General features: G+C 68.9%; 27 protein-coding genes, 1 tRNA gene, 1 pseudogene and 1 riboswitch. Of the genes and pseudogenes, 19 read left to right on the top strand and 10 right to left on the bottom strand.

Features of this window, described 5'->3' with window-relative positions:
* The first annotated feature begins 123 nt into the window (after nucleotides 1–123).
* Nucleotides 124–1,812, top strand: coding sequence for an RDD family protein (locus tag ACWFR4_RS23320; RefSeq protein ID WP_453654295.1), 1,689 nt, complete (start codon nucleotides 124–126; stop codon nucleotides 1,810–1,812).
* A gap of 99 nt (nucleotides 1,813–1,911) precedes the next feature.
* The gene (locus ACWFR4_RS23315) at nucleotides 1,912–2,670 is read left to right on the top strand and encodes an RDD family protein (RefSeq protein ID WP_453654293.1); all 759 of its coding nucleotides are present in this window, start codon (nucleotides 1,912–1,914) and stop codon (nucleotides 2,668–2,670) included.
* Nucleotides 2,671–2,706: 36 nt separating this feature from the next.
* Here the strand turns inward: ACWFR4_RS23315 and ACWFR4_RS23310 are convergent, their stop codons facing one another.
* Nucleotides 2,707–3,033 carry a hypothetical protein gene (locus ACWFR4_RS23310; RefSeq protein ID WP_453654291.1) on the bottom strand — a complete coding sequence of 109 codons (327 nt, stop codon included), beginning with the start codon at nucleotides 3,031–3,033 and terminating at the stop codon, nucleotides 2,707–2,709.
* A gap of 396 nt (nucleotides 3,034–3,429) precedes the next feature.
* Between ACWFR4_RS23310 and ACWFR4_RS23305 the strand changes: the two genes are divergently transcribed.
* Nucleotides 3,430–5,826 (top strand): immune inhibitor A domain-containing protein, encoded by a 2,397-nt coding sequence (locus ACWFR4_RS23305; RefSeq protein WP_453468101.1) that lies wholly within the window; start codon nucleotides 3,430–3,432, stop codon nucleotides 5,824–5,826.
* A gap of 122 nt (nucleotides 5,827–5,948) precedes the next feature.
* Nucleotides 5,949–6,248, top strand: a pseudogene (locus ACWFR4_RS23300) (hypothetical protein); the annotation flags it as partial.
* A gap of 212 nt (nucleotides 6,249–6,460) precedes the next feature.
* On the opposite strand, the gene ACWFR4_RS23295 reads toward ACWFR4_RS23300, so the two are convergent.
* The gene (locus tag ACWFR4_RS23295) at nucleotides 6,461–7,045 is read right to left on the bottom strand and encodes an isochorismatase family protein (RefSeq protein ID WP_453654289.1); all 585 of its coding nucleotides are present in this window, start codon (nucleotides 7,043–7,045) and stop codon (nucleotides 6,461–6,463) included.
* 73 nt (nucleotides 7,046–7,118) lie between these two features.
* Nucleotides 7,119–8,462, bottom strand: a complete 1,344-nt coding sequence (locus ACWFR4_RS23290) for a nicotinate phosphoribosyltransferase (RefSeq protein WP_453468099.1) — start codon at nucleotides 8,460–8,462, stop codon at nucleotides 7,119–7,121.
* 81 nt (nucleotides 8,463–8,543) lie between these two features.
* On the opposite strand from ACWFR4_RS23290, the gene clpS reads away from it, so the two are divergent.
* The 7 genes from clpS to ACWFR4_RS23255 all read left to right on the top strand — a co-directional run bounded on the left by clpS (nucleotide 8,544) and on the right by ACWFR4_RS23255 (nucleotide 13,445).
* Entirely contained in the window at nucleotides 8,544–8,861 is a 318-nt protein-coding gene (gene clpS / locus ACWFR4_RS23285) for an ATP-dependent Clp protease adapter ClpS (RefSeq protein WP_453468098.1), read from the top strand.
* 35 nt (nucleotides 8,862–8,896) lie between these two features.
* Nucleotides 8,897–9,502: a DUF2017 domain-containing protein gene (locus ACWFR4_RS23280; RefSeq protein ID WP_453654287.1), complete on the top strand. Its 606-nt coding sequence runs from the start codon at nucleotides 8,897–8,899 to the stop codon at nucleotides 9,500–9,502.
* A gap of 357 nt (nucleotides 9,503–9,859) precedes the next feature.
* Entirely contained in the window at nucleotides 9,860–11,344 is a 1,485-nt protein-coding gene (locus ACWFR4_RS23275) for an amino acid permease (RefSeq protein WP_453654285.1), read from the top strand.
* Nucleotides 11,345–11,459: 115 nt separating this feature from the next.
* A complete protein-coding gene (locus tag ACWFR4_RS23270; protein ID WP_227294987.1) occupies nucleotides 11,460–11,876 on the top strand; it encodes a Mov34/MPN/PAD-1 family protein in 417 nt (138 codons plus the stop codon).
* A 102-nt stretch (nucleotides 11,877–11,978) separates the two neighbouring features.
* Nucleotides 11,979–12,083, top strand: coding sequence for a putative leader peptide (locus ACWFR4_RS23265; RefSeq protein WP_323136349.1), 105 nt, complete (start codon nucleotides 11,979–11,981; stop codon nucleotides 12,081–12,083).
* Between the two features lie 127 nt (nucleotides 12,084–12,210).
* Nucleotides 12,211–12,489: a MoaD/ThiS family protein gene (locus tag ACWFR4_RS23260; RefSeq protein ID WP_389526984.1), complete on the top strand. Its 279-nt coding sequence runs from the start codon at nucleotides 12,211–12,213 to the stop codon at nucleotides 12,487–12,489.
* A 5-nt stretch (nucleotides 12,490–12,494) separates the two neighbouring features.
* Nucleotides 12,495–13,445, top strand: a complete 951-nt coding sequence (locus ACWFR4_RS23255; protein WP_453654283.1) for a PLP-dependent cysteine synthase family protein — start codon at nucleotides 12,495–12,497, stop codon at nucleotides 13,443–13,445.
* A gap of 217 nt (nucleotides 13,446–13,662) precedes the next feature.
* On the opposite strand, the gene ACWFR4_RS23250 is transcribed toward ACWFR4_RS23255, so the two are convergent.
* Nucleotides 13,663–14,112, bottom strand: coding sequence for a type II toxin-antitoxin system PemK/MazF family toxin (locus ACWFR4_RS23250; protein ID WP_453457225.1), 450 nt, complete (start codon nucleotides 14,110–14,112; stop codon nucleotides 13,663–13,665).
* Between the two features lie 208 nt (nucleotides 14,113–14,320).
* On the opposite strand from ACWFR4_RS23250, the gene ACWFR4_RS23245 reads away from it, so the two are divergent.
* A complete protein-coding gene (locus ACWFR4_RS23245) occupies nucleotides 14,321–15,073 on the top strand; it encodes an MBL fold metallo-hydrolase (RefSeq protein WP_453457222.1) in 753 nt (250 codons plus the stop codon).
* Between the two features lie 71 nt (nucleotides 15,074–15,144).
* Here ACWFR4_RS23245 and ACWFR4_RS23240 read toward each other — a convergent pair whose 3' ends face one another.
* Both ACWFR4_RS23240 and ACWFR4_RS23235 read right to left on the bottom strand, forming a co-directional pair.
* Nucleotides 15,145–16,410, bottom strand: coding sequence for a PTS transporter subunit EIIC (locus tag ACWFR4_RS23240; protein WP_453457219.1), 1,266 nt, complete (start codon nucleotides 16,408–16,410; stop codon nucleotides 15,145–15,147).
* A 241-nt stretch (nucleotides 16,411–16,651) separates the two neighbouring features.
* Nucleotides 16,652–17,941, bottom strand: a complete 1,290-nt coding sequence (locus ACWFR4_RS23235) for a PTS transporter subunit EIIC (RefSeq protein ID WP_453457216.1) — start codon at nucleotides 17,939–17,941, stop codon at nucleotides 16,652–16,654.
* Between the two features lie 141 nt (nucleotides 17,942–18,082).
* Between ACWFR4_RS23235 and ACWFR4_RS23230 the strand changes: the two genes are divergently transcribed.
* The 4 genes from ACWFR4_RS23230 to rdgB all read left to right on the top strand — a co-directional run bounded on the left by ACWFR4_RS23230 (nucleotide 18,083) and on the right by rdgB (nucleotide 20,382).
* Nucleotides 18,083–18,403, top strand: coding sequence for a PTS glucose/sucrose transporter subunit IIB (locus tag ACWFR4_RS23230; RefSeq protein WP_276314680.1), 321 nt, complete (start codon nucleotides 18,083–18,085; stop codon nucleotides 18,401–18,403).
* Between the two features lie 92 nt (nucleotides 18,404–18,495).
* On the top strand, nucleotides 18,496–19,233 hold the full coding sequence (gene rph, locus ACWFR4_RS23225) for a ribonuclease PH (RefSeq protein WP_453457213.1): 738 nt from the start codon (nucleotides 18,496–18,498) through the stop codon (nucleotides 19,231–19,233).
* Nucleotides 19,234–19,343: 110 nt separating this feature from the next.
* Nucleotides 19,344–19,742, top strand: a complete 399-nt coding sequence (locus ACWFR4_RS23220; protein WP_453457211.1) for a hypothetical protein — start codon at nucleotides 19,344–19,346, stop codon at nucleotides 19,740–19,742.
* Nucleotides 19,743–19,776: 34 nt separating this feature from the next.
* Nucleotides 19,777–20,382, top strand: coding sequence for an RdgB/HAM1 family non-canonical purine NTP pyrophosphatase (gene rdgB, locus ACWFR4_RS23215; protein WP_453654281.1), 606 nt, complete (start codon nucleotides 19,777–19,779; stop codon nucleotides 20,380–20,382).
* A gap of 45 nt (nucleotides 20,383–20,427) precedes the next feature.
* On the opposite strand, the gene ACWFR4_RS23210 is transcribed toward rdgB, so the two are convergent.
* The 3 genes from ACWFR4_RS23210 to bcp form a co-directional block, all read right to left on the bottom strand.
* Nucleotides 20,428–20,510 (bottom strand) — tRNA-Leu (locus ACWFR4_RS23210).
* A 188-nt stretch (nucleotides 20,511–20,698) separates the two neighbouring features.
* Nucleotides 20,699–22,210 (bottom strand): glycine betaine/L-proline transporter ProP, encoded by a 1,512-nt coding sequence (proP, locus tag ACWFR4_RS23205; RefSeq protein WP_453457206.1) that lies wholly within the window; start codon nucleotides 22,208–22,210, stop codon nucleotides 20,699–20,701.
* A gap of 143 nt (nucleotides 22,211–22,353) precedes the next feature.
* Nucleotides 22,354–22,821: a thioredoxin-dependent thiol peroxidase gene (gene bcp / locus ACWFR4_RS23200; RefSeq protein ID WP_266563771.1), complete on the bottom strand. Its 468-nt coding sequence runs from the start codon at nucleotides 22,819–22,821 to the stop codon at nucleotides 22,354–22,356.
* Between the two features lie 129 nt (nucleotides 22,822–22,950).
* Here bcp and ACWFR4_RS23195 point away from each other — a divergent pair, with 129 nt between their 5' ends.
* From ACWFR4_RS23195 to ACWFR4_RS23185, 3 genes are all read left to right on the top strand, one after another.
* Nucleotides 22,951–23,289, top strand: coding sequence for a DUF3618 domain-containing protein (locus ACWFR4_RS23195; protein ID WP_453457203.1), 339 nt, complete (start codon nucleotides 22,951–22,953; stop codon nucleotides 23,287–23,289).
* 98 nt (nucleotides 23,290–23,387) lie between these two features.
* Entirely contained in the window at nucleotides 23,388–23,690 is a 303-nt protein-coding gene (locus ACWFR4_RS23190; RefSeq protein ID WP_199841797.1) for a GroES family chaperonin, read from the top strand.
* 70 nt (nucleotides 23,691–23,760) lie between these two features.
* Nucleotides 23,761–23,821, top strand: a riboswitch (guanidine-III (ykkC-III) riboswitch).
* A gap of 31 nt (nucleotides 23,822–23,852) precedes the next feature.
* Entirely contained in the window at nucleotides 23,853–24,173 is a 321-nt protein-coding gene (locus tag ACWFR4_RS23185; RefSeq protein WP_227294972.1) for a DMT family transporter, read from the top strand.
* An 18-nt stretch (nucleotides 24,174–24,191) separates the two neighbouring features.
* Here ACWFR4_RS23185 and ACWFR4_RS23180 read toward each other — a convergent pair whose 3' ends face one another.
* Nucleotides 24,192–26,468 carry a transglycosylase domain-containing protein gene (locus tag ACWFR4_RS23180; RefSeq protein ID WP_453654279.1) on the bottom strand — a complete coding sequence of 759 codons (2,277 nt, stop codon included), beginning with the start codon at nucleotides 26,466–26,468 and terminating at the stop codon, nucleotides 24,192–24,194.
* Between the last annotated feature and the right edge of the window lie 89 nt (nucleotides 26,469–26,557).

Here is a 26,557-nt window from a genome sequence, read left to right as displayed (position 1 = left end):
TTCCGGAAAGTTTTTCGGCGTCCCCGGAAAGTGGTCCGTACGGGCGGACCCGCCCGGTGGCGGGCGGTGGTCTGATAGATGTGGACCCCCAACAAAACCCCGAGCAGATACGGGACGACGGACATGAGCGCCCCAACTCCGGCACCCGGCGACGACAGGCCCCGCGACGGGTACTACCCCGACCCGTCCATTCCCGGATATGTCCGGTACTGGAACGGTGTCGCGTGGGTACCCGGCACGAGCCGCCCGGCCCCGTCCGACGGCGAACCCCTCGGAGCCCCCGCCGGGGTGACCCCGGCCCCCGCCCCCACGCCCGCGCCCGCGTCCGTCGAGGAGACCGGCCCGATCTTCCTCGACGAGGAGCCGGAGCGGTACTCGGACGAGCCGGCCGCACCCGAACCCGCCACGGCCTGGCAGGCGGACGCGTCCCGCCAGACCGGCTTCGGCGGCGAGCAGGACCGCCGCGTGTCCTGGGGCACCGACCCACGCGTGCCTGCTCCGCAGCAGCAGGAGGAGCGCGCGGACGGTGCGGTCGCGAACCGCCCGGCACCGTCGGCGCCCGTGACGCCGCCCACGGACGGGACCGTCACGTTCCGCCGCCCCACCCCGCCCACGGACCGCCCCGAGGGCACGATGACGATGCGAGCGCTGTCCGCTCGGCAGGTGCCGGGCCAGCAAGGGCCTGCGGTACAGGGCCAACAGGGGCCTGCGGTTCAGGGCCAGCAGGGGCCTGCGGTTCAGGGGCAGCAGGGGCCTGCGGTTCAGGGTCAGCAGGGGCAGGTTCAGGGTCAGCAGGTTCAGGGTCAGCTGGGTCAGCAAGCGCAGGCCCAGCAAGCTCAGCCCCACCAGCCCATCGCCCAACACCCGCAGGCGGCCCAGCAGTCCGCGCCCCAGCAGGCCGAAGCCCAGCCCCGGTCCGGCTCCCAGCCGCAGCCTCAGCCTCAAGCGGGCTTCGCCCCGCAGGGGCCGGCTCAACAGCCCCAGGCCCAGCAGGTGCAGGCCCACCAGGCGCACGCCGCACAAGCCGCCCCCCTCCACCCGCAAGCGCCTCACGCACCCCAGGCCCCCACCCCGGCGCAGCAGCCCCAGGCCGGCCGCCCCGGCGCGGTCCCTCCGCAGGCTGCCGGTGCCGCCTCCGGCACCCCCATGACCTCCGGCCCCGGTGGCGGTTCGCCCTCCTGGGCGCAGCAGGTGCACCAGCTCGCCCAGCCTCAGTCCGCGCAGCTCGCTCAGCCCGCCGCAGGCGAACCCGCGGAGCCGGAAGGCCCCGTCACGCCGTGGAAGCCCGTGGCCAACGACCCGTTCCTGGCGGCAGCCCAGGCGCAGGCGTCGGCGCGGCCCGCGGGGCTCGGCAAGCGTCTTGCCGCGCGGCTCATCGACTCGGTGATGCTCGGCGCGGTCACCGCGGTGGCGGCCGTCCCGCTCGGCACCAAGGCCATCGACCACATCGACGGGAAGATCGACGCGGCGAAGGCGTCGGGCCGCGAGGCCACGGTCTGGCTGCTGGACGGCACGACGGGCGCCTACCTCGGCATCGTCCTCGCCGTCCTCCTCGTCGCCGGCGTCCTCTACGAGGCCCTGCCGACCGCCAAGTGGGGCCGCACCCTGGGCAAGAAGGTGTGCGGGCTCCAGGTGCGGGACATCGAGGAGCACGAGGCGCCGACGTTCGGCGCGGCGCTGCGGCGCTGGCTGGTGTACAGCGTGACCGGCCTGCTGGCCATCGGCGTCCTCGGCGTGCTGTGGTGCCTGTTCGACCGGCCGTGGCGCCAGTGCTGGCACGACAAGGCGGCCCGTACGTTCGTCGCGGGCTGACCCCGGCCGTTCCGCCCAGCCGCCGCACCGGCGAGCCGTCGTACTCCGGACGGCGGCTCGCCGGATGCGGAATCCGGGGGTTCGCGGTCGACTCGGGCCATGAGCACCGAACCGCCGCCCCCCGGCTCAGGCCAGCCCCCGGAAGACGACCCGTTCAGAAAGCCGCCGCCGTCCCAGGGCGGCGGCTCACCGTACGACGGCCCGCAGGACCCGTACGGGACCCCCCAGAACCCTCAGGGCCCCCAGAACCCTCAGGGCCCCCAGAACCCCCCGGGTTCGGGGAACCCGTACGACTCCCCGCCGCCGCCCGGCGGCACCCCGCCGCCCCCGCCCGGCGGCGGTGGTGGAGGTGGCCCCTACGGGGGTGACCCCTACGGCGGCGGTCCCTATGGGGATGACCCGCTGGCCGGGATGCCGCCGTTGGCGGACAGCGGCAAGCGCGTGCTCGCGCGGATCATCGACATCATCCTGGTCAGCATCGTCGTGGGGCTGTTGTCCTGGGCGTTCGGGGTCGCCGAGTACCAGACGAACCCCGACAAGATCCAGTACGGCAGGCAGTTCGGCCAGTCCGTCCTGGCCGCGGTCCTCTACATCGGGTACGACACCTTCTTGACCGCGCGGACCGGCCAGACTCTGGGCAAACGGCTGCTCAAGCTGCGTGTGGCGAACCTCAACGACGGTGCCACGCCCAGCGTCCAGACCAACCTGGTGCGCGCCGCGGTCCTGTGGCTGCCGGCGGTGTTCTGCTGCGCCTGCATCTGGACCGCGATCTGCGGCGGCTGGAGCTTCTTCGACAAGCCCTACAAGCAGGGCCTGCACGACAAGGCCGCGAGGACGGTGGTGGTCAGCACCGGCTGAGCAGGAGCGGGGCGGTGCTTCCGGCGGGTCCGTGGGTCACGGGCCCGCCGGTCCGCGTGTGCCGGACGGCGCGACCTCGTACACGGACTCGGGGGCGGCCTGCGGGCCGGCCGCCGAGGGCACGATCGCTCGCTGCACCGGCGCCCGCTCCTCCGCCGCAGGGGCAGTCGTCGGCGCGGCGGAGGGCCGGGACTTCGGCAGGGGAACCGTCAGCGCCACGAGGAGACCGAGGCCGAGTGCGGCCAGGGCGATGACCGCGACGCCGAGGCCCGAACTCGTCTGCGACAACAGCAGCATGGCGAGTGTCGAGAAGATCACGGTCGCGGAACCGTAGGCGAGCTGTGCGGCAGTCGGACGCGGCATGGCGTTATCCGTCCTCGGGACAGCGGATGCTTACTTCACTGGCGTATAGCAGGAGCCATTGGCAACTGCATATGTAAGGGATGCGGAGCCGGGTCGACTTGGCCGTAGCGCGCCGTCAAATGACTCTAATCCGACGCATGCCCGAGAGGAACGGGCGGTAAGCGTGACCTAACCCACGGTGCCGGTGCACGGGGGGCGCACGGAGTCACCGAGTCCACGAAGTGGACGTTCGGCGCGCCCGTTGGGGGGAAGTTCGCGTCCGGATATCGGTGTCGCGCCACTGCATAGTGCACTTCGATTGTCCCAGTCAAGGTCTGTTATTTCTCCTTCACCTCCGGTCAAATAGCGTCACTTGTGATACGTGGCTGAAACGCCACGGAGGAGGGGAACCATCAAGTGACCACCAAGAGACGGGCGTTGAGATCCGCCGCCGTGCTCGTGACGCTGGCCGCGACCGCGGCTGCCGGATCGGTCCTCGCGACGGGCGCCCAGGCCGACACCCCGGCCGTAGGAAGCTCCACGTCACACGGCAAGACGTACGGGGGCAAGGGGCACGTCATCGGCGGCCCCTTCAGCCAGCAGATGGAGCAGCAGCGCAAGACAGCGCTGGAGCAGGTGCTCTCCGGGAAGTCGAAGGTCGTCAAGCGCGACGGCTCGCAGGTCGTGAAGCTCGGCAAGGACAAGTACGTCGAGCTGGGCCGGGAGCGGACCGACAAGATCTTCACGATCCTGACGGAGTTCGGCGACAAGGTCGACAACACGACGCTGGTCGACCGCGCTGACGACGACACGCCTGACCTGAAGCCCAAGTACGGCGGTATGCCGGGCCCGCTGCACAACCGGATAGCCGAGCCGGACCGTGCCAAGAACAACAGCACGGCCTGGCAGAAGGACTACAGCAGCAAGCACTTCCAGGATCTGTACTTCGGTACGGGCAAGGGAGTCGACTCGCTGAAGACCTACTACGAGAAGACGTCGTCGGGCCGCTACTCGGTCGACGGCGAGGTCTCGGACTGGGTCAAGGTCCCCTACAACGAGGCCCGTTACGGCTCCAACTACTGCGGCGCCGACAACTGCCCGAACGTCGAGGACCTGGTCCGCGACGGCGTGACCGCGTGGGTCGAGCAGCAGAAGGCGGCCGGCAAGTCCGACGCCGACATCAAGGCGGACCTGTCCCAGTACGACCAGTGGGACCGTACCGACCACGACAACGACGGCAACTTCAACGAGCCCGACGGCTATATCGACCACTTCCAGATCGTCCACGCGGGCGAGGACGGGTCGGCCGGCGGCGGCGCGCAGGGCGGCGACTCCCTGTGGGCGCACCGCGGTTACGCCTACGGCCGCGACGACGGCGACACGGGCCCGACCGGCTTCAAGGCGGGCGGCACCCCGGTCGGCGACACCGGCATCTGGGTCGGCGACTACACGATGCAGCCGGAGAACGGCGGCCTCGGCGTCTTCGCCCACGAGTACGGCCACGACCTGGGTCTGCCCGACCTGTACGACACCACGTACAGCGGCGAGAACTCGGTCGGCTTCTGGTCCCTGATGTCGGCCGGCTCCTGGCTCGGCACCGGCAAGGACTCCATCGGCGACATGCCGGGCGACATGACCGCCTGGGACAAGCTGCAGCTGGGCTGGCTCAACTACGACAAGGCCAAGGCGGCGACCAAGTCGACGCACACGCTGGGTGTTTCGGAGTACAACACCAAGCGCAAGCAGGCCCTCGTGGTCGAGCTGCCCGAGAAGAAGAACGTCACCACCGAGATCGTGAAGCCCACCGAGGGCGCGAAGCAGTGGTGGTCGGACTACGGTGACGACCTCTCCAACACCCTGACGCGGCCGGTCGATCTGACCGGCAAGTCGAAGGCGGCCCTCGAACTCGACGGCTGGTACGACATCGAGAAGGACTACGACTACCTGTACACGCAGGTGTCCACGGACGACGGCGCCAGCTGGAAGACGATCGACGGCACCGCCGACGGCGTCACCATCCCGCGCGACGGCGGCGACAAGCCGGCCCTGACCGGCGTCTCCGGCAAGTTCCAGCACCTGGTGTTCCCGCTGGACGCCTACGCGGGCAAGAAGATCAGCGTCCGCTTCCGCTACAAGACGGACGGCGGCGCCGGCGGCATGGGCTTCACCGCCGACAACCTCACCGTCAAGGCGGACGGTCAGGCGCTGTTCACCGACAACGCCGAGGGCGACGACAACGGCTGGACCGCGCGCGGCTTCTCGCGCGTCGGCGCTTCCGTGACGGGCGACTTCCCGCAGTTCTACCTCGCGGAGAACCGCCAGTACGTCTCCTACGACAAGACCCTCAAGGTCGGTCCGTACAACTTCGGTTGGCGCGACGGCGGTGCGAAGAACGACTGGGTCGAGCACTACTCGTACCGTCCCGGCCTGATGATCTGGCAGTGGGACACCTCGCAGCGCAACAACAACGTCGGCCAGCACCCCGGCAAGGGCCTGATCCTGCCGGTCGACGCCCACGCCAAGCCGCTCAAGTGGGCCGACGGCAAATACATCACCAACAAGATCCAGCCGTACGACGCCGCGTTCAGCTGGTTCCCGAACCAGGGCTTCTCGCTGCACAAGCTCGGCGTCGAGACCAAGATTCCGGCACAGCTGGGCGTTCCGGTCTTCGACGACCACAAGGGCACGTACTGGTACAAGGAGAACGGGACCGGCAGTGTCCAGACAACTGACACCAACACCCGGATCTCGATCGTCGGGCAGCCGCTCGACGGCTCGTCGATCACGGTGAAGGTGGGCCCCTCGGCGAAGTAATCCACATCGCCGCAGGTCAGAGCGTGATCGGCCGTCGCCCTCTAGCGGGCGGCGGCCGATCGTGTTTAGGTGCGTCCTGTGAGTTCCTTATTGACACTACGTCTCACGGGGGTGTGACAGTCATGTCCGCAGGAGGGTTCTGCAAGCTGCCGAACGGCAGCGTGGTGGTGGCGCTGACCGTGCCCAGCCCGTCGCCGGACGACGGTGCGGTACGGGTCCTGGTGCACGCGGCGAACCGCGCCCGCGCCCTGACCCGGCTGCGCAACCTGGGCCTGCGGGCGATCTACCTGAGGGGCAACGCGGAGCCTCCCACGCCCGACGAGATCACAGCGGTCCTGCACCACCCGGACGGCCTGCTCTGGCGAGCCGCCCCCCGCTGCACGGCGGGCGAACTGTGGCACCCGATCAGAGCGCTCATGAGACCGAGACACCCCGACCGGGCCGGCCACTCCAGCCGGCCCGCCGGTTCCAGCCCCTCCGGCTGGGCCTCCAGGGGCTTCTCCGGCTCGGTCTCCAGTCCGGCGGGCTACTCCGGCCATTCCAGCCCCTCCGGCGTTTGAGGGGCGGAGCCCCAGGCCACGCGGCGGAGCCGCGCATCGATACGGCCGGGAAGGGGCGGGCTGGGGGAGAAAGCTCAGACGACGGGCTTACCGCTCAGCTCGACCCCGGCCGCCCGCATCTCCTCGAGCGCCGCCGCAGTGGTCCCCGCGGTCACCCCGGCCGTCAGATCGAGCAGCACCTGGGCACGGAACCCCTCCCGCACCGCATCCAGCGCGGTGGCGCGCACGCAGTGATCCGTGGCGAGCCCGACCACATCCACCTCGGTGATCCCCCGCGCGCGGAGCCAGTCCGCCAAGGACACCCCGTTCTCGTCGAGCCCCTCGAACCCGCTGTACGCGGCCGCGTACTCCCCCTTGTCGAAGACGGCGTCGATCGCGCCGGACGCGACGACGGGCGCGAAGTTCGGGTGGAACCCGACGCCCTCCGTGCCCGCCACGCAGTGCGCGGGCCAGGAGTCGACGTAGTCCGGGGACGCGGAGAAGTGGTCACCGGGCGCGATGTGGTGATCGCGGGTGGCCACGACGTGCCGGTACCCCGCGGGCGCCTGCCCGATCAGCTCGGTGACGGCCGCGGCCACATCGGCCCCGCCCGCCACCGCGAGGCTGCCGCCCGCACAGAAGTCGTTCTGCACATCTACGACGATCAAGGCGCGGCGCATAGGAGGTGTCCTTCTGCTGGGAGACTTCGAGCGTAGAGACTTGAGGTGCGTTGCGGGAGAGGGCATTCGACCGTTAAACGGGCGTGTGCACCAGATACTCCGTAGGGATCACCGCTTCCCCGCGTGACAGCTGCTTGGCCGAGAGCGGCAGCCCGTCGAGCGCCTCGATGTGCCGCTCGCGCACCGCGTCCAGCGGCTCGCGCGAGACGACCGTGCCGCCCTTGACCAGTTCGACCAGGAGCTGTCGGTCGACGAGGTCGGCCGGGACGGGACCCGTGCCGAGCACCTCGGCCTCGGCGACCCCCTCTTCGTCGGGTCGCCGCGCGGCCCACTTGCGGCCGCCCACGGACGTCTTCGCGCCCATGGACTTCTTCGCCACGGGCAGCAGCGGCGCCTTCGGATCGGTGGACTCGGCGCGCGCGACGAGCTTGTAGACCATTGAGCACGTCGGGTGCCCCGAGCCGGTGACCAGCTGCGTTCCCACTCCGTACGCGTCCACGGGCGCGGCCGCGAGCGACGCGATGGCGTACTCGTCGAGGTCGGAGGTGACGACGATCTTCGTCTCGGTGGCGCCGAGCTCGTCGAGCTGTCCGCGCACACGGTGCGCGACGAGCAGCAGGTCTCCGGAGTCGATGCGCACGGCGCCGAGCCCGGGCCCGGCGATCTCCACGGCGAGGCGCACGGCCTCCCTGACGTCGTACGTGTCCACGAGCAGGGTCGTGCCCTCGCCGAGGGAGTCGACCTGCGCGCGGAACGCGTCGCGCTCGGTGTCGTGCAGCAGCGTGAAGGCGTGCGCGGACGTGCCGACGGTCGGGATCCCGTACCGGAACCCGGCCGCGAGGTCCGACGTGGTGGCGAAGCCGCCCACGTACGCGGCACGGGACGCGGCGACGGCGGCCAGCTCGTGCGTGCGGCGCGCGCCCATCTCGATCAGCGGCCGGTCGCCCGCGGCGGAGGCCATGCGGGAGGCGGCGGCGGCGATCGCCGAGTCGTGGTTGAGGATGGAGAGGATCACCGTCTCCAGGAGGACGCACTCCGCGAAGGAGCCCTCGACCCGCAGGATGGGGGAGCCGGGGAAGTACACCTCGCCCTCGGGGTAGCCCCAGATGTCACCGCTGAAGCGGTAGGTGGCCAGCCATTCGAGGGTCCGTTCGTCGATGATGCCGCGCTCGCGCAGGAAGCCCAGTTCGCCGGCGTCGAACCGGAAGTTCTCGACGGCGTCCAGCACCCGGCCGGTGCCTGCCACGACGCCGTAGCGGCGGCCCTCGGGCAGCCTGCGCGTGAAGACCTCGAAGACCGAGCGCCGGTCGGCCGTGCCCGCCTTGAGCGCGGCCTGGAGCATCGTGAGCTCGTAGTGATCGGTGAAGAGCGCTGTCGACGGAACATCCACCGGCAGGCCAAGGTCCGCTGTGTTCATATCCGGGATGCTACCCCCAATTAGCGTCAGTGTGACGATTTCCGTGGCCCATTTGTGCGGTCGCCGCCCCCTAGTGGCAGCATGGGCTGTGTGACGGCTCCTGCACCCCTAGAGATCGAACGCACCGAGTCGGCGGAGGAGACCTTCGCCGTGCCCGAGCCGGACGTTCCCTGGATCACGCTCGTACACAACGACCCGGTCAACCTCATGAGTTACGTGACGTATGTCTTCCAGGCGTACTTCGGGTACTCGAAGGACAAGGCCACCAAGCTGATGCTCGACGTGCACCAGAAGGGCCGTGCGGTCGTCTCCACCGGGTCCCGTGAGGAGATGGAACGCGACGTGCAGGCCATGCACGGCTACGGTCTGTGGGCCACCCTTCAGCAGGACCGCAAGTAGCGCACGCAAGCAGCGACGGAGTAGCGACGCACCTGATGCCAGGACACTTCGAACCGATTCCCGGCGGCGGTGCTGCCGTCGCGCTCGACGAGGTCGAGATCTCGATCATCCGCTCCCTCGCGGTCCAGCTCCTGGAGCTGATCGGCCCCGGGCCCGGCGGAGACGCGTCCGACGACCCGCTCGCCGAGCTCTTCGCGGAGGGCCCGAGCGAGCCGCCGTCCGACCCGGTGCTCCAGCGCCTCTTCCCCGACGCCTACGGCGGGCCGGGCGGCGAGGAGGCGACGGCGGGCAAGGAGGACGAACAGCGCGCGCACTCCGCCGAGTTCAGGCGCTTCACCGAGAACGACCTGCGGGCCGGCAAGCGCGAGGACGCGCTCGCGGTGATCCGCTCGCTGGACGCGCTGACGTCCGCCGGTGAGGGGGGAGCGGTCCTCAAGCTCTCGCCCGAGGAGTCCCTGCGCTGGATGCGCGCGCTCAACGATCTGCGCCTCGCGATCGGCACCCGCCTCGACATCACCGACGAGGAGGACACGGATCTCCTCTACCGGCTCCCCGACGAGGACCCGCGCAAGCCGATGGTGATGGCGTACCTGTGGCTGGGCGGACTCCAGGAGACTCTGGTCGAAACCCTTATGCCCTGACTTGCCGGGACATATCGAGCGGACTCCAAGCGTCCGTATGTAAGCGCGTTCGCTCAGCGGTTGCTCAATTCCGGATAACGATCCTGTCACTTGAGCGGTCTTGTATGCCGCACGAGGGGTTTTTTGTCCGGTTTTTCCAGTGGCGTGTGCCACACGTGCCTTTCTCGATCAGTGTTGCCACCGTGATAAATCTTCACGACCGCCCGACGGACGCCACCCCTGTCCCGTCGGGTGCGCCCCGACCGGCAGACCGCCGGTAGGCACAGCTCCATCCATCCAGGGGCCCAGACCCCGAGGATCGTCACAGTCGATCCGAGCCACAGCGGCACGGATCGGCATGGAGAAAGGCGCAACACCATGACCTCAGTGCAGGTCGGCAAGAAAAACGACGGCAATGAGGCCGTGCAGGCCCCCGGCGAGTCCGGTGAGGGCGAGGGTTACCAGCGCGGACTCGGTGCCCGGCAGATCCAGATGATCGCCATCGGCGGCGCCATCGGGACCGGCCTCTTCCTCGGTGCGGGCAAGGGCATCTCGAAGGCGGGCCCCAGCCTGATCCTCGCGTACGCCATCGCGGGCCTCGTCATCTTCTTCATCATGCGGGCGCTCGGCGAGCTCCTCATGTACCGCCCCGTCTCGGGCTCCTTCTCGGAGTACGCACGTGAGTTCATCGGCCCCTTCGCGGGCTTCGTGACCGGCTGGACGTACTGGCTCTTCTGGGTCGTCACCGGCATCACCGAGGTCACCGCGGCCGCCCAGTACATGAAGTACTGGACCCACGACAGCGTTCCGCAGTGGCTCACCGCCCTCGTCTTCACGCTCATCCTCTACGCCGTGAACCTGATCTCCGTGAAGCTCTTCGGTGAGCTGGAGTTCTGGTTCTCGATGGTGAAGGTCACCGCGATCGTCGGCATGATCCTCATCTGCGCCGGCATCCTCACGGTCGGCTTCTCGGACGCGGGCGACACCGCCTCCGTCACGCACCTGTGGTCCGACGGCGGCTTCTTCCCGAACGGCATCGGCTCCACCCTCATGACCCTCCAGATGGTCATGTTCGCCTTCCTCGCCGTCGAGCTCGTCGGCGTCACCGCGGGCGAGTCCAAGGACCCGAAGACCGTCCTGCCCAAGGCCATCAACACCGTGCCGTGGCGCATCGCCGTCTTCTACGTCGGCGCGCTGATCATGATCCTCTCGGTCGTGCCGTGGACGAACTTCCAGCCGGGCGTCTCCCCGTTCGTCGCCGCCTTCGAGAAGATGGGCCTCGGCGTCGGTGCCGCCATCGTCAACTTCGTCGTCCTGACCGCGGCCCTGTCGTCCTGCAACTCCGGCATGTACTCCACCGGCCGCATGCTGCGCGACCTCGCGCTCAACGGCCAGGGCCCGAAGTTCTTCACCAAGCTCACCAAGTCCGGCACGCCCCTCATCGGCACGACGGTCTCCGCCGCGATGATGCTGGTGGGCGTCTGGATCAACTACCAGTGGCCCGGTGAGGCGTTCAACTACGTCGTCTCCTTCGCCACCATCTCCGGCATGTGGGCCTGGATCGTCATCCTGATCTGCCAGATCCGCTACCGCATCAAGGCCGACCGCGGCGAACTGCCCCAGTCCTCCTTCAAGGCCCCCGGCGGCATCACCCCCAGCATCCTGGCGCTCGGCTTCATCGGCATGGTGATCGTGCTGATGGGCATCGACAAGGACGCCCGCGTCTCGCTCTACTGCGCGCCGCTGTGGGCCGTCATCCTCGGCATCTCGTACGTCGTCCTGCGCAGCCGCAACCCGCAGAGCGCGGCGTTCGCGAAGCGCAAGCAGTCCGAGCAGTCCGAGCAGTCCACGCAGTCCAAGTAGTCCAAGCAGCCCAAGCAGTCGAAGCAGTTCCGGGGCGACCCCCCGCGTCTCAGCATCCGGGCCCTCCCGTACCGCACTCCGGTACGGGAGGGTCCGTCTGTTTATCCTGAGCCCCATGCTGACCCTGACCCAGGCCCTCTACGACCAGATCGTGGCCCACGCGCGCGCCGACCACCCCGACGAGGCGTGCGGCGTCGTCGCGGGACCGGTGGGCACCGGCAGGCCCGAGCGCTTCATCCCGATGCTCAACGCCGCCCGCTCGCCCACGTTCTACGAGTTCGACTCGGGTGACCTGCTGAAGCTGTACCGCGAGATGGACGACCGGGACGAGGAGCCCGTGATCATCTACCACTCGCACACCGCGACCGAGGCCCACCCCTCCCGCACCGACATCACCTACGCGAACGAGCCGGGCGCCCACTACGTCCTCGTCTCCACCGCGGACACCGACGACGCGGGCCCCTTCCAGTTCCGCTCCTTCCGGATCGTCGAGGGTGTCGTGACCGAGGAAGAGGTCGAGGTCACCCCGTAGTCATGCCCGCAATCCCGGATGCGTCCCACTCTTCGGACGGATATCGACCACATGGTGAGATCACACTCCGGGATCCCGGGCGGGAATCGATACGATGACCCCATGGTTCTTCACGACGTGAGCGACAAGACGCCGGGCATGCTGCTCGTGGCGCGCCTTCACGTCGACCTGTGCCGCCTCGCCAGCGCCATCTGTCCCGATTCCTGACGCGTCCCGCGCAAGGCTTCGGGCCGCTGCGACGGACTCCGTCCGCCGGTCCGACGTGTCGTGGGCACCGCTGTTTCAGCGCACGCCAAAGCCCTTCCGTACCCTCCCCTGTTACTGGAGTCCAGCCATGGCCATCGAGGTCCGCATCCCGACCATCCTCCGCACCTACACCGACGGCCAGAAGTCCGTCGAGGGCAGCGGGGACACGCTCGCCGAGCTCTTCGCCGACCTCGAGACCCGCCACACGGGCATCCAGGCCCGCATCGTGGACGGTGGGCAGCTGCGCCGCTTCGTGAACGTCTACCTGAACGACGAGGACGTCCGCTTCCTCGACGGCATCACCACCAAGCTCGCCGACGGCGACAACGTCACGATCCTGCCGGCCGTGGCCGGCGGTATGGCCTGATCGGGATGCGGTACGACTCCCCGCTCGCCGCGGTCGGCAACACGCCCCTGGTGCGGCTGCCGCGGCTCTCGCCGTCCGAGGACGTACGGATCTGGGCGAAGCTCGAGGACCGCAACCCGACGGGCTCGGTCAAGGACCGCCCCGCGCTCCACATGATCGAGCAGGCCGAGAAGGACGGCCGGCTCACCCCCGGCTGCACCATCCTCGAGCCGACCTCGGGCAACACCGGCATCTCGCTCGCCATGGCGGCCCGCCTCAAGGGCTACCGCATGGTGTGCGTCATGCCGGAGAACACCTCGCAGGAGCGCAGGGACCTGCTCGCGATGTGGGGCGCCGAGATCATCCCGTCGCCCGCGGCGGGCGGCTCCAACACCGCCGTCCGCATGGCCAAGGAACTGAGCGCGCAACACCCGGCCTGGGTGATGCTCTACCAGTACGGCAACCCGGACAACGCGGGCGCCCACTACGCGACGACCGGCCCCGAGATCCTCGCCGACCTGCCGTCCGTCACCCACTTCGTGGCGGGCCTCGGCACGACCGGCACCCTCATGGGCGTCGGCCGCTACCTGCGCGAACAGAAGCCGGATGTCAAGATCGTCGCCGCGGAGCCGCGCTACGACGACCTGGTCTACGGCCTGCGCAACCTCGACGAGGGCTTCGTCCCCGAGCTGTACGACGCCTCCGTCCTGACCACCCGTTTCTCGGTCGGCTCCGCCGACGCGGTGACCCGCACACGTGAACTCCTCCAGCAGGAGGGCATCTTCGCGGGCGTCTCCACCGGAGCGGCCCTCCACGCGGCGATCGGCGTCGGCCGCAAGGCGGTCGCGGCCGGGGAGCCCGCCGACATCGTCTTCGTGGTCGCCGACGGCGGCTGGAAGTACCTGTCGACCGGCGTCTACACGGCGGCCACGACGGAAGAAGCGATCGAGACGCTGCACGGCCAGCTCTGGGCGTGAGCACGAATCGTCGAAGCGGGGGCCGGGCCGGCAGCAGTACGGCCCGGCCCCCGCTCTCACGTAAGCCCGTTTCTCCGTAGGCCCGCTTCTACGTAAGCCGCTGTCACGTAGGCCCGCTCCTGCGTAAGCCGCTGTCACGTAGGCCCGCTCCTGCGTAAGCCGCTGTCACGTAGGCCCGCTCCTGCGTAAGCCGCTGTCACGTAAGCCGGCTCCCACGTCACCCCGACAGATGCCGGACCTGGTCCCACACCACCGGGTCCAGCACCCCGGCCCTGCGCCGGAAGTCACCCACGGGAACCTCGCGGAGCTCATCCGTCTCCAGGAAGCTCGGCCTGCCCTGCGCGTTGCCCACGGAGCCGGGCGGCAGCGCGATCACCCCGGCCCGCTCGTCGTGGTACTTGCTGGTGATCTTCGCAACGCGCGCCCGCCGCCGGCGCACCGTCAGCACGAGGCACGGCCGGTCCTTGCCGCCCGGCCCGTCCTCGTAGGGCACCAGCGCCCACCAGATCTCGCCCGGCTGCGGCCGCGCACCCGGTCCGCGCGGCCCCCGCGGCGGGCGGGTCCGGCCGCCGGGCCGACGGTGCCCGCGCCCCCACCCGTCGACGAGCGTCGCGACGAGCGCGAGCAGCAGCACCGCGGCGAGCGCGAGCCACCATGACGTGTCCATACGGGAGACGGTACCGGTGGCACCGGCGCGACGCCGCACCGGACGCACGCCCCCCGAACCGGTGACAGCACAGGTGAGTTCTCCCACAACGGTCCACGACGGAGGAGCGACGGGCCCTTTTGCGCCTTACGCTCGACGGACCGCTCGCCCCCTTTTTCTTCTGCTCCCATCCCGCTCTCTGACTGCCAGCGCGGAGGTTCCGGCTCTTATGAAGCTCACCGTCGTCGGCTGCTCGGGGTCGTTCCCGTCCGCGGATTCGGCCTGCTCGAGCTACCTCGTCGAGGCCGACGGCTTCCGGCTGCTACTCGACATGGGCAACGGCGCCCTGGGCGAGCTGCAGCGCCACTGCGGTCTCTACGACCTCGACGCGATCTTCCTCAGCCATCTGCACGCCGACCACTGCATCGACATGTGCGGCTACTTCGTGGCGCGCTACTACCGCCACGACGGCGGCCGCTGCGCCCCGATCCCGGTCTACGGCCCCGAGGGCACGGAACAGCGCCTCACCACGGCGTACGCGGACACGCCCTCCGCCTCCTCGATGAGCGAGGTCTTCGACTTCCACACCGTGAAGCCGGGCTGGCACGAGATCGGCCCGTTCTCCGTGCGCACGGAGAAGGTGTGCCACCCCGTCGAGGCATACGGCATCCGCGTCGAGCACGGCGGCAGGTCACTCACGTACTCCGGGGACACGGGCGCGTGTGCCGCGCTCGACGAACTCGCCGCGGACAGCGACCTGTTCCTGTGCGAGGCGGCGTTCACGCACGGCAAGGAGAACATCCCCGACCTCCACCTCAACGGCCGCGAGGCGGGCGCGACCGCGACCCGGGCCGGTGCCCGCCGCCTCGTCCTCACCCACATCCCGCCGTGGACGGACCCCCAGGTCAACCTCGCGGACGCCCGCGCCGTGTACGCCGGACCGGCCGAACTGGCCACGCCCGGGCGGGTGTACGAGATCTGAGCCCGGCATGACGAAGGCCCCCGGAACCGCATCGGTTCCGGGGGCCTTCGTCGTCGTGCGGGGGCCGGGGCCTACTTGCTCTCGGCCTTGAGGAGTTCAGCCAGTTCCTCGTCGGACTCACGGCCCGGCGTAGGAATGTTGAACTTGGTGATCGCGAACCGGAAGATCACGTAGTAGACCACCGCGAAGCAGAGGCCGACCAGCGCGAGACCCCACGGGTTGGTCGCGATACCGAGGTTGAGGAAGTAGTCGACCGCGCCGGCGGAGAAGCCGAAGCCGTCCTTCATGCCGAGCGCCCAGGTCAGCGCCATCGAGACACCGGTGAGCACCGCGTGGATCGCGTACAGGGCCGGGGCGATGAACATGAACGTGAACTCGATCGGCTCGGTCACGCCGGTGACGAACGCGGTGGCCGCGAGCGAGAACATCATGCCGCCGACGACCTTGCGGCGCTCGGGACGGGCGCAGTGGACGATCGCGAGGCAGGCCGCCGGGAGGGCGAACATCATGATCGGGAAGAAGCCGGTCATGAACTGGCCGGCGCTCGGGTCGCCCTGGAGGAAGCGCGCGATGTCGCCGCTCTTGCCCTCGTACGAACCGGCCTGGAACCACGGGAACGAGTTGAGCAGGTGGTGCATGCCGATCGGGATCAGCGCACGGTTGGCGACACCGAAGATGCCGGCGCCGACCGCGCCCGAGCCGACCAGCCACTCACCGAAGTTGTGCAGGCCGGTGCCGAGCACGGGCCAGATGAGACCGAAGACGATGCCGATGACCAGGCCCGCGAAGGCGGAGAGGATCGGGACGAGGCGGCGGCCGCCGAAGAAGCCCGCCCAGTCGGGCAGCTTGGTCCGGTAGAACTTCTGGTAGAGCAGGGCCACGACGACGCCCATGACGACACCGCCGAGCACACCGGCGTTGACCGGCGCCGCGTTCATGACGATCTTGCCGTCGGCGACGGCGGCGACCTTCGGCAGGCTGCTGTCCGTGAAGGTGGCGAGCACCTTCTGGAAGACCAGGTAGCCGACGACGGCCGCGAGCGCGGTGGAGCCGTCGGACTTCTTGGCGAAGCCGATGGCGATACCGACGCAGAACAGCAGCGGCATGTTGTCGAGCAGCGCACCGCCGCCCGCCGACATGTACGACGCCAGCTTGGTGATGAAGGTGGGGAACGAGTCCCTGCCGAGCATGTCGGGCTGCCCGAACCGGACCAGGAGCGCGGCGGCGGGCAGCACCGCGACCGGCAGCATGAGGCTGCGGCCGATGCGCTGCATGACAGCCATCGCGCCCGCGCCCTTCTTCTTGGCGGCCGCGGGGGCGGCACTGGCCGTGGTCACAACTTCCTCCAGTAGGCAAGGCGCCGCCCGGGGGACAGGTGGGGACGGCGGCGTCTCGGAAACCCGGCTCTGCGGCCGCGTGGTCTACACCACTCAGTGGTGTAGACCTGTTGTAGCACGGTGAAGGTCGTATAAGGAACCCGCTCCTTCCCGGGATCCTTGTGCGCTCAGTCATATGCGACAGCGCGGAACAAAGCCCCCGGACCAGAGGGTCCGGGGGCTTGCGGCTCGGGAGTGGGCGTCAGGCCTTCGTGACGTCCTCGACCTGGTCCTCGGGCTCACGCCCGGGTGTCTTCAGATCGAACTTGGTGATCGCGAATCTGAAGATCGCGTAGTAGACCGCCGCGAAGGCCAGCCCGATCGGGATGATCAGCCAAGGCTTGGTCGCCAGGCTCCAGTTGATGACGTAGTCGATCAGACCCGCCGAGAAACTGAAGCCGTCGTGCACACCGAGCGCCCACGTCACTGCCATCGATACGCCGGTGAGGACCGCGTGGATCGCGTAGAGCACCGGCGCCACGAAGAGGAACGAGTACTCGATCGGCTCGGTGATGCCCGTGACGAACGAGGTCAGGGCCACCGACAGCATCAGGCCGCCGACCACCTTGCGGCGCTCCGGGCGGGCGCAGTGCGTCATCGCCAGGCACGCGGCCGGCAGCGCGAACATCATGATCGGGAAGAAGCCCGAGGTGAACTGGCCCGCGTTCGGGTCGCCCGCCAGGAACATGTTGATGTCACCGTGCACCTCGGTGCCGTCCGGCTTCGTGTACGTGCCGAACTGGAACCAGATGGGCACGTTCAGGAACTGGTGCAGGCCGATCACCAGCAGCGCGCGGTTGGCGACACCGAAGATGCCGGAGCCGAGCCAGTCCAGGCCCACGAGCCAGTCGCTGAAGCTCTCCAGGGCGTCACCGATCGGCGGCCAGATCCACAGACAGACCGCGGCGACGGCGATGGCGACGAAGGCCATGATGATCGGGACGAGACGGCGGCCGTTGAAGAAGCCGAGCCAGTCGACCAGCTTCGTGCGGTGGAAGCGCTGCCAGAAGAACGCGGCGAGCAGGCCCATGACGATGCCGCCGAAGACGCCCGGGTTCTGGTAGGTGAACGCCGCCACCGTGTGATCCACCGTCACCTGGCACCCGGTGGCGACCGCCTTGGAGCCGCCCGGGCAGCCCTCGGGAAACTGGCGCAGGACGTTGTAGTAGACGAGGAAGCCGACGACCGCCGCGAGCGCCGTCGAACCGTCCGACTTCTTGGCCATGCCGATCGCCACACCGATGCAGAACAGCAGCGGAAGGCCGAGCGCGCCGTCGAGCAGGGCGCCACCGGCGCCGACCATCACCCTGGAGACATCGGTCCAGCCCAGGCCCTGGTCGCCGAAGACGTCCGGCTGACCGAGACGGTTGAGGATGCCGGCCGCCGGCAGTACGGCGATGGGGAGTTGGAGACTGCGACCCATCTTCTGCAGGCCCTGGAAGAGGTTGTTCCAAGGGCTGGGTCTGTAGACGGCCGCGCTGTCGGCGCTCATGGGCGTCCTCCCGGAACAAGGCGCTGGGGCGGTACGTTTGGCGGTCGTGGGAAACTGGTGTAGACCAGTTGAGGGACGGGTCGGTCGGCGCCGGCCTGTGAGGGCGTGACGCCGTGATCGTCATCATTCGTCACGGGTTGCATGACCGCTCGTGAAGATGGGCCAACCGTGGGTTACCGTGACAAAGCGGGCCCATGGCGGGCCAAGAGAGAAGTCAGGGAGAACCACATGGCCACCAAGGCTGAGAAGATCGTCGCCGGGCTCGGCGGGCTCGACAACATCGAAGAGGTCGAGGGCTGCATCACCCGCCTGCGCACCGAGGTCATCGACCCCAGCAAGGTCGACGAGGTCGCCCTGAAGGCCGCCGGCGCCCACGGTGTCGTCAAGATGGGCACCGCCATCCAGGTCGTCATCGGCACCGACGCCGACCCCATCGCCGCCGACATCGAAGACATGATGTGAGCACCCGGCAACCCGCCTAGGCGCCACACGAAGAAGGCCCCTCACCGGACACCCGGAACGGGGCCTTCGACGTTTTCGCTAGGCTCCCTCTCATGTCTCGCATCGACGGCCGCACCCCCGAACAGCTCCGCCCCATCACCATCGAACGAGGGTGGAGCAAGCACGCAGAAGGCTCCGTCCTCGTCTCCTTCGGCGACACCAAGGTCTTCTGCACCGCCTCCGTCACCGAAGGCGTCCCCCGCTGGCGCAAGGGCAGCGGCGAAGGCTGGGTCACCGCCGAGTACTCGATGCTCCCCCGCGCCACCAACACCCGCGGCGACCGCGAATCCGTCCGCGGCAAGATCGGCGGCCGCACCCACGAAATCAGCCGCCTCATCGGCCGCTCGCTGCGCGCCGTCATCGACTACAAGGCCCTCGGCGAGAACACCATCGTCCTCGACTGCGACGTCCTCCAGGCCGACGGCGGCACCCGCACCGCCGCCATCACCGGCGCCTACGTCGCCCTCGCCGACGCCATCACCTGGGCCCAGGGCAAGAAGCTCATCAAGGCCGGCCGCCAGCCCCTCACCGGCACCGTCTCCGCCGTCTCCGTCGGCATCGTCGGCGGCATCCCCCTCCTCGACCTCTGCTACGAGGAAGACGTACGCGCCGACACCGACATGAACGTCGTCTGCACCGGCGACGGCCGCTTCGTCGAGGTCCAGGGCACCGCCGAGGCCGAGCCGTTCGCCCGCGACGAACTCAACTCCCTTCTCGACCTTGCCGTTTCGGGCTGCGCCGACCTCGCCATCGCCCAGCGCGCGGCACTCGAGGCCACCCTCCAAAGGTAAAGAGCACACCAAGTAGGGTGGCAACCCGAAAGACGCCAACCGCGTCACTACGGACGGGCGTACGGCATCTCGCCGTACGCCCGTTTCCGCACACAGGGGAGGACCGTTCCATGGCCGCGCGCCCACGCAACCGTCGCCGCATCGCCGTCATAGCCGCCACCGCGGCACTCATCGCCGTACCGGCCGCCGCCGGCTGCAGCGCGGTCGACAAGGCGCTCGACTGCGTCCAGACCGCCGACTCCATCGCCGACAGCGTCAGCGACCTCAAGCAGGCCGTCGAGAACGCGACGAACGACCCCGCGCAGGCCGACAAGGCGCTCGACTCCATCGACAAGAACCTCGACAAGATAGGCGACAAGACCGACAACGCCGACGTCTCCAAGGCCGTCGACGACCTCAACACGGCCGTGGGCAACGTCCGTACGGCCATCAAGAACGGCGACGGAACCCCCGACATCACCCCCGTCACCGACGCCGCCGGCGAACTGACCAAGGTCTGCACGCCGTAACACCGGCACGAACGCCGGCGCGATACTGGTCTCCATGACCCGCCTCATCCTCGCCACCCGCAACGCCGGCAAGATCACCGAGCTCAGGGCGATCCTCGCCGACGCAGGCCTGCCCCACGACCTCGTCGGCGCGGACGCCTACCCCGACATCCCCGACGTCAGGGAAACCGGCGTCACCTTCGCCGAGAACGCCCTCCTCAAGGCCCACGCCCTCGCCCAGGCCACCGGCCTGCCCGCCGTCGCCGACGACTCGGGCCTGTGCGTCGACGTACTCGGCGGAGCGCCCGGCATCTTCTCCGCCCGCTGGGCCGGCCGCCACGGCGACGACAAGGCCAACCTCGACCTGCTCCTCGCCCAGCTCGGCGACATCGACGACGACGTCCACCGGGGGGCCCACTTCGCGTGTGCTGCCGCGCTCGCCCTGCCGGACGGCACGGAGCGGGTGGTCGAGGGCCAGCTGCGGGGGGTGCTGCGGCACGCTCCGTCTGGCTCGAACGGCTTCGGCTACGACCCGATCCTCCAGGTGGAGGGCGACATCCGGACCTGCGCCGAGCTGACCCCGGACGAGAAGAACGCAATCTCCCACCGGGGCAAGGCATTTCGGGCGCTGGTGCCGGTGGTGCGGGAGTTGTTGGGCTGACGCGAAAATGCCGAGGGGCCGTCCAGTCGGACGGCCCCTCGTGCGTGCGGTCGGAGGGATTCGAACCCTCACGGGATTTCTCCCACCGGGACCTAAACCCGACATGTCTGCCATTCCATCACGACCGCGGAAAAGCGGACATCGCGCCTTCCCGGCGCGTTCCGCCTCGTCAGTGTACGGCGGCGCTGTCCGGCAGGGTGGCGTGCCCACTGCCACGGCATCAAGTTCTGGTCGGCCCATGACAGTTCGGGCAGCGCAGAACGGCCCGCTCCGTGCCGGGAAGGCGGCGGGGCGGGCCGTTCGGGAAGTCGGAGGGTCAGAACTTCGGTGACCGCGCCTGGGACTCCACCAGTTCCGCCGCCTCCTCCTGTGTCTCCACCGACGGCGGGGAGCCCGCCAGGGGCCGTTGGGCCGTTTCCTTCATGCAGGCCACCGCGATGACGCCGACCAGGGCCGCCGCCATGGCGTAGTACGCGGGCATCATGTCCGTGCCCGTGATGCTGATCAGGGCGGTGACGACCAGCGGTGTCGTGCCGCCGAAGAGGGACGCCGAGAGGTTGTAGCCCACGGAGAGCGAGCCGTAGCGGACCTGGGTGGGGAAGAGGGCCGGGAGCGCCGCCGACATCGTGCCGAGCATGCAGACCAGGGACAGGCCGAGCAGCAGCATGCCGAGCGAGACCGCCCACAGGGCGCCGTTCTTGACCAGCAGGAACGAGGGGATGGAGAGGAAGAAGAAGCCCAGCATCCCTGCCATGAGGAGCGGCTTGCGGCCGAAGCGGTCGGAGAGTTTGCCGACCTGGGTGATGACCAGCATGAGGACGATCATCGTGGCGATGAGGATGAGCAGCCCGTGGGACTCCTTGTAGCCCATTTCGTCGGACAGATACGTCGGCATGTACGACAGGAGCATGTAGTCGGTGATGTTGTAGGCACCGACCAGGCAGATGCACAGGATCAGGGTCGGCCAGTAGCCGCGGAAGATCTTCGCCAGGTCGCCCTTCGCGGTGGTCTCGATGTTCGACGCCGCGTCCGTCGCCCGGTGCGAGGACTCGTCCTCCAGTTTCTGGAAGGCGGGTGTCTCGTCGAGGCGCAGCCGCAGGTAGAGGCCGACGAGGCCGATGGGGCCCGCGACGAGGAACGGGACGCGCCAGCCCCAGGACTCCATGCTCCCGGTGTCGAGGAGGGTGGTCAGGACGGTGACCAGGCCTGCCGCGCCGACGTAGCCGGCGAGGGTGCCGAACTCGAGGAAGCTGCCGAAGAAGCCGCGGCGCTTGTCGGGCGCGTATTCGGCGATGAACGTCGAGGCGCCGCCGTATTCGCCGCCCGTGGAGAAGCCCTGGACGAGGCGGAAGAAGATCAGCAGGACGGGTGCCCAGAAGCCGATGACGGCGTACGACGGGATCAGTCCGATGGCGAAGGTGCCGATCGCCATCAGGATCATCGTCATCGCGAGGACCTTTTTGCGGCCGATCTTGTCACCCATGGGGCCGAACACCATGCCGCCGACGGGGCGGACCAGGAACGAGACGGCGAAGGTCGCGAAGGAGGAGATCAGCTGGACCGTGGCGTTCCCGGAGGGGAAGAAGACGTGGCCGATGGTGACGGCGAGGTAGCTGTAGATGCCGAAGTCGAACCACTCCATGGCATTGCCGAGCGAGGCGGCCTTGACGGCCCGCTTCACCGCGGCCTCGTCCGTGACGGTGATGTCCGTGCGGCGGAGAGGCGGATTCTTCCTGCGCTTCACCGCGCGGAAGAGGGTGCGGTGGCGTTTGACCGCCGCTGGGTCGGCGGCGGCCCCGGTCTGCTCTGGGTCGAGTACGCCCGACATGGAGTGATCCCTTCTCTGGACACGAAGTTCCAGGGGATCGCTTGCTCGAAGGTGGCGATCGCAAACGGAAGTCCCCTGTGAAGGGGACTTCCGTCACATCTGCGCGTACCCGGAAGGCCGGCGGTGATCCGCGGCCCGGCGGGTCAGATTCCGAGATCCTTGATGATCTTCGCTACGTGGCCCGTGGCCTTCACGTTGTAGAGGGCTCGCTCGACCTTGCCGTCCTCGTCCACGACGATCGTGGAGCGGATCACGCCCGTCACCGTTTTGCCGTAGAGCTTCTTCTCGCCGTACGCGCCGTAGGCCTCGAGGGTTTCCTTCGAGGGGTCGCCGAGGAGCGTGACCTTGAGGTTTTCCTTCTCGCGGAACTTCGCGAGCTTCTCCGGCTTGTCCGGGGAAATGCCGATCACGTCGTAGCCCGCGCCCGCGAGGACGTCGAGGTTGTCCGTGAAGTCGCAGGCCTGCTTGGTGCAGCCGGGGGTGAGGGCGGCCGGGTAGAAGTAGACGATCGTCTTGCGGCCCTTGTGGTCGGCGAGGGAGACCTCGTTGCCGTCCGCGTCGGGCAGCGTGAAGGCGGGGGCGGTGTCGCCGGTCGTCAGTCGCTCGCTCATGGTGGGACTCCTCGTACGGGATACGGGTACGGGACCCGAGCGTAATGGGGGTGCCGTGGGGTGCGGCGGCCGCCGAGCTGACAGACTGTCCACGACCAGTGCCATAACAGCGACCACGGAGGCAGCGCGGTGTCGGACACGTCGAAAGCGTCGGATGCGCGGACCCCGGCGCAGATCGAGGCGGACATAAAGCGCCGTCGCGAGGCGCTGGCCGAGACTCTCGACGAGATCGGGGTGCGGGTGCACCCGAAGACGATCGTCGGTGACGCGAAGGCCAAGTTCGTCTCGAGTGTCGACCACTCCGTCGGGCGGGCCTATGTGAGCGCGAACCGGCTGGTGTCGGACGTGAAGGCGCAGTTCGTCTCCGAGGAGGGTGCGCCGCGTGTGGAGCGCATCGTGCCCGTGGCTCTCGCCGTGGTCGGTCTCGTGGGGCTGCTCACGGTGACCGCGCGGCGCCGCAAGCGCTGACCCTTCCTGCGTACGGGCGTGGCCGCGGCAGGTAGGTTCGGGGCGTGAGCGCCAACAGCGAGAAGCACAGCACCCAGCACGACAAGTTGCCCATCCGTATGCTGCACGACCGTGTGCTCGTGCGGCAGGACACCGCCGAGGGCGAGCGGCGCAGTGGCGGCGGGATCCTGATTCCGGCGACGGCGGCGGTCGGGCGGCGTCTGGCCTGGGCCGTCGTGGTGGCCGTCGGGCAGAACGTGCGGACGGTGGAGCCGGGGGACCGGGTGCTGTACGACCCGGAGGACCTGGCCGAGGTCGAGGTGCGGGGTGTCGCGTACGTGCTGATGCGTGAGCGCGATCTGCACGCGGTGGCCGCCGACCGGTTCGAGGGCTCCCAGGATTCGACGGGCCTGTACCTGTAGAGCAGTACGGCTCGTAGTTGCTTCGCGAAAGGGCTGGTGACCGTTGTCACCAGCCCTTTTGCGCGTTCTTTGCTACCTTTGGGGGACCCCGACGAGACGCGCCGTACCGGGTATCGCAAAGACGACGCACCCCTGTTGATCCAAATGACGGAGGTGCCTGTCATGGCCTGGGTTCTTATCGTGATCGCCGGATTTCTCGAGGTCGGCTGGTCGATCGGCATGAAGTTCACGGACGGGTTCACCCGGTTGTGGCCGAGCGTGTTCACCGGCGCGGGCATCGTCGCCAGCATGGTGATGCTCTCCTACGCCGCCAAGACCCTGCCGATCGGTACGGCCTACGGCGTATGGGTGGGCATCGGCGCGGCCGGTGCGGCCGTCGTCGGCATGCTGGCGCTCGGGGAGCCGGCGACGGCCGCGCGGATCTTCTTCATCGTGCTGCTGATCGTCGCGATCGTGGGTCTCAAGGCGACATCGGGTCACTAGGGCCTCTGAGCGGCGCTGTCACTCGTCGGAGTCGGAGTCGGGGTAGGAGTCGGGGTAGGAGTGGGAGTCGGAGTCGCGGGTGGAGTCCGAGTCGCCGAACAGTTCGTTCACCGGTCCTGACGGTGGGTTCGATTCCTCCGACGGACTCGCGAGGGTGGGCTCCGCCGTGGTGGACGGTGCGGTCGGGGGGCCGGACGACGCCGGTTCGGACGGGGGCTCGCCGGAGGGCTCGCCGGTGGTCGGTTCGATGGACGGTTCGTCGGGTAGGGCCGAGGGGATCTCGGGCTGTTCGGCGCCGGACTCCAGGTCCAGGTCGAAGTCCTTGGCGGGGCTGCCCTGGAGCGCGGCCTTGGTGAACTGGGCCCAGATCTGCGCCGGGAAGCCGCCGCCGTTGATGCGCGGCAGGCCCAGCGCCCCGTAGAGCGGGGTGTGGGCGCCGGTGTCGGGGTTCTGGCCCATGACGGCGACGACGGTGGCGAGGTCGGGGGTGTAGCCCGCGAACCAAGCCGCCCTGTCCTCCTCTGCGGTGCCGGTCTTGCCGGCGGCGGGGCGGTCCGCGGCGAGGGCGGCGGTGCCGGTGCCGCCCTCGACGACGCCCTGCAGGACGGACGTCGTCGTGTCGGCGGACTCGCGGGTGACAGCGCGCCTGGTGGTCTGCTCGGGCAGGTCGACCTTCTCGCCGTCCTTGTTGACCTCGGCGACGAGGGTGTATGTGGCGCGCCTGCCGTGGTTGGCGAGGGTCGCGTACGCCTCGGTCATGTCGAGGACGCTGGCCGTGGACGGGCCGAGCGCGATCGAGGGGGACTCGGTCAGGTCGGGGGTGTTCTTGGGGAGGCCGAGGGCGATCGCGGTCTGCTTGACCTTGTCGGAGCCGACGTCGACGGCCATCTGCGCGTAGACCGCGTTGACGGACCTGTCGGTGGCGGTGCGGACGGTGATGGGGCCGTAGTCGACGGTGTCCTCGTTCTCGGGGGCGTAGTAGCCGCCGCTCCAGCCCTGTACGGGGCGTGCGTTGGTGCCGTCGTAGACGGTGTTCGGAGTGATGGTGCGGCCGTCCTGGGTGGTGGAGGCGTTCTCCACGGCCGAGGTGAGGACGAACGGCTTGAACGTGGAGCCGACTTGATAGTCGCGGCGCGTGGCGTTGTTGACGTACTGCTTCGTGTAGTCGATGCCGCCGTACATCGCGAGGACCTTGCCGGTCGCGGGGTCGATGGCGGCGCCGCCGGCGCGGACGTTGCGGTCGGCCGGTCGGTTCTCCTTGTCGAGTTTGGACATCAGCTGGTCGTCGACGGCTTTGACGAAGGCGTCCTGTTTCTTCTTCTGGATCGTGGTGGTGATGCGGTAGCCGCCGACGGCCAGGGTGTCCTCGTCGATGATGTCGTTGTCCGTGAGGTAGTCCTTGACGGCCTGGACGAGGTAGCCGCGCTGGCCGGACATCCCGGCGGGGCCCTTGGCGTCGTCGGGCATGGGGAACGTCATCTTCGTGCGTGCGGCGGCGCTGAGCCAGCGTTCCTTGACCATGCCGTCGAGGACGTAGTTCCAGCGGGCGACGGCCTGCGCCTTGTTCTCGGGGTGGGCGATGACGTCGTACGAGCTGGGGGCGTTGAGGAGGGCCGCGAGGTAGGCGCCCTGCGCGGTGCTGAGGTCTTCGACGTCGACGCCGTAGTAGGCCTGGGCGGCGGCCTGGATGCCGTAGGCGTTGCGGCCGAAGTAGCTGGTGTTGAGGTAGCCCTCGAGGATGTGGTCCTTGCTCTCCTCGCGGTCCAGCTTGATCGAGATGAAGAACTCCTTCACCTTGCGGGTGATGGTCTGTTCCTGGCCCAGGTAGTAGTTCTTCACGTACTGCTGGGTGATCGTCGAGCCGGACTGCTTGCCTTTGCCGGTGAGGGTGTTCCAGGCGGCGCGGACCATCGCCTTGGGGTCGATGGCGGACTCGCTGTAGAAGTCACGGTCCTCGGCGGCAAGGACGGCGTGCTGGACGTTCCTGGGGATCTGGGAGAGGGAGACGTTCTCGCGGTTGATCTCGCCGTCGCGGGCGAGCTGGCTGCCGTCGGCGTACAGGTAGACGTTGCTCTGCGCGGTGGCGGTGGCGTTGGCGGGCGGGATCTTGACGAGGTAGTAGCCGAGGGCGAACAGGCCGATGCACAGGAGCAGGAAGCAGAGGATCGTGCCGAGGGTCATGCGCCAGGTGGGGATCAGGCGGCGCCGGCCCGTGCGCCGGGGGCGTTCGCGTTTCGCCGGCTTCCCGGCCTTCCCGGACTCTGCGGCCTTCGGCTGCTGCGGCTCGTCGCTCATGCCCTGTGGAACTCCTGTTTCCCTCCGTACGTCACGTACGCCTCTTTACTTCCTGCCGGACACTCTGGCATCGATGGGTGGTGCGGCCG

This window comes from Streptomyces sp. NPDC055140 (assembly GCF_053607285.1).
The sequence above is the reverse complement of the archived record's forward strand: the minus strand, read 5'-3'. Positions and strand labels throughout refer to the sequence as shown.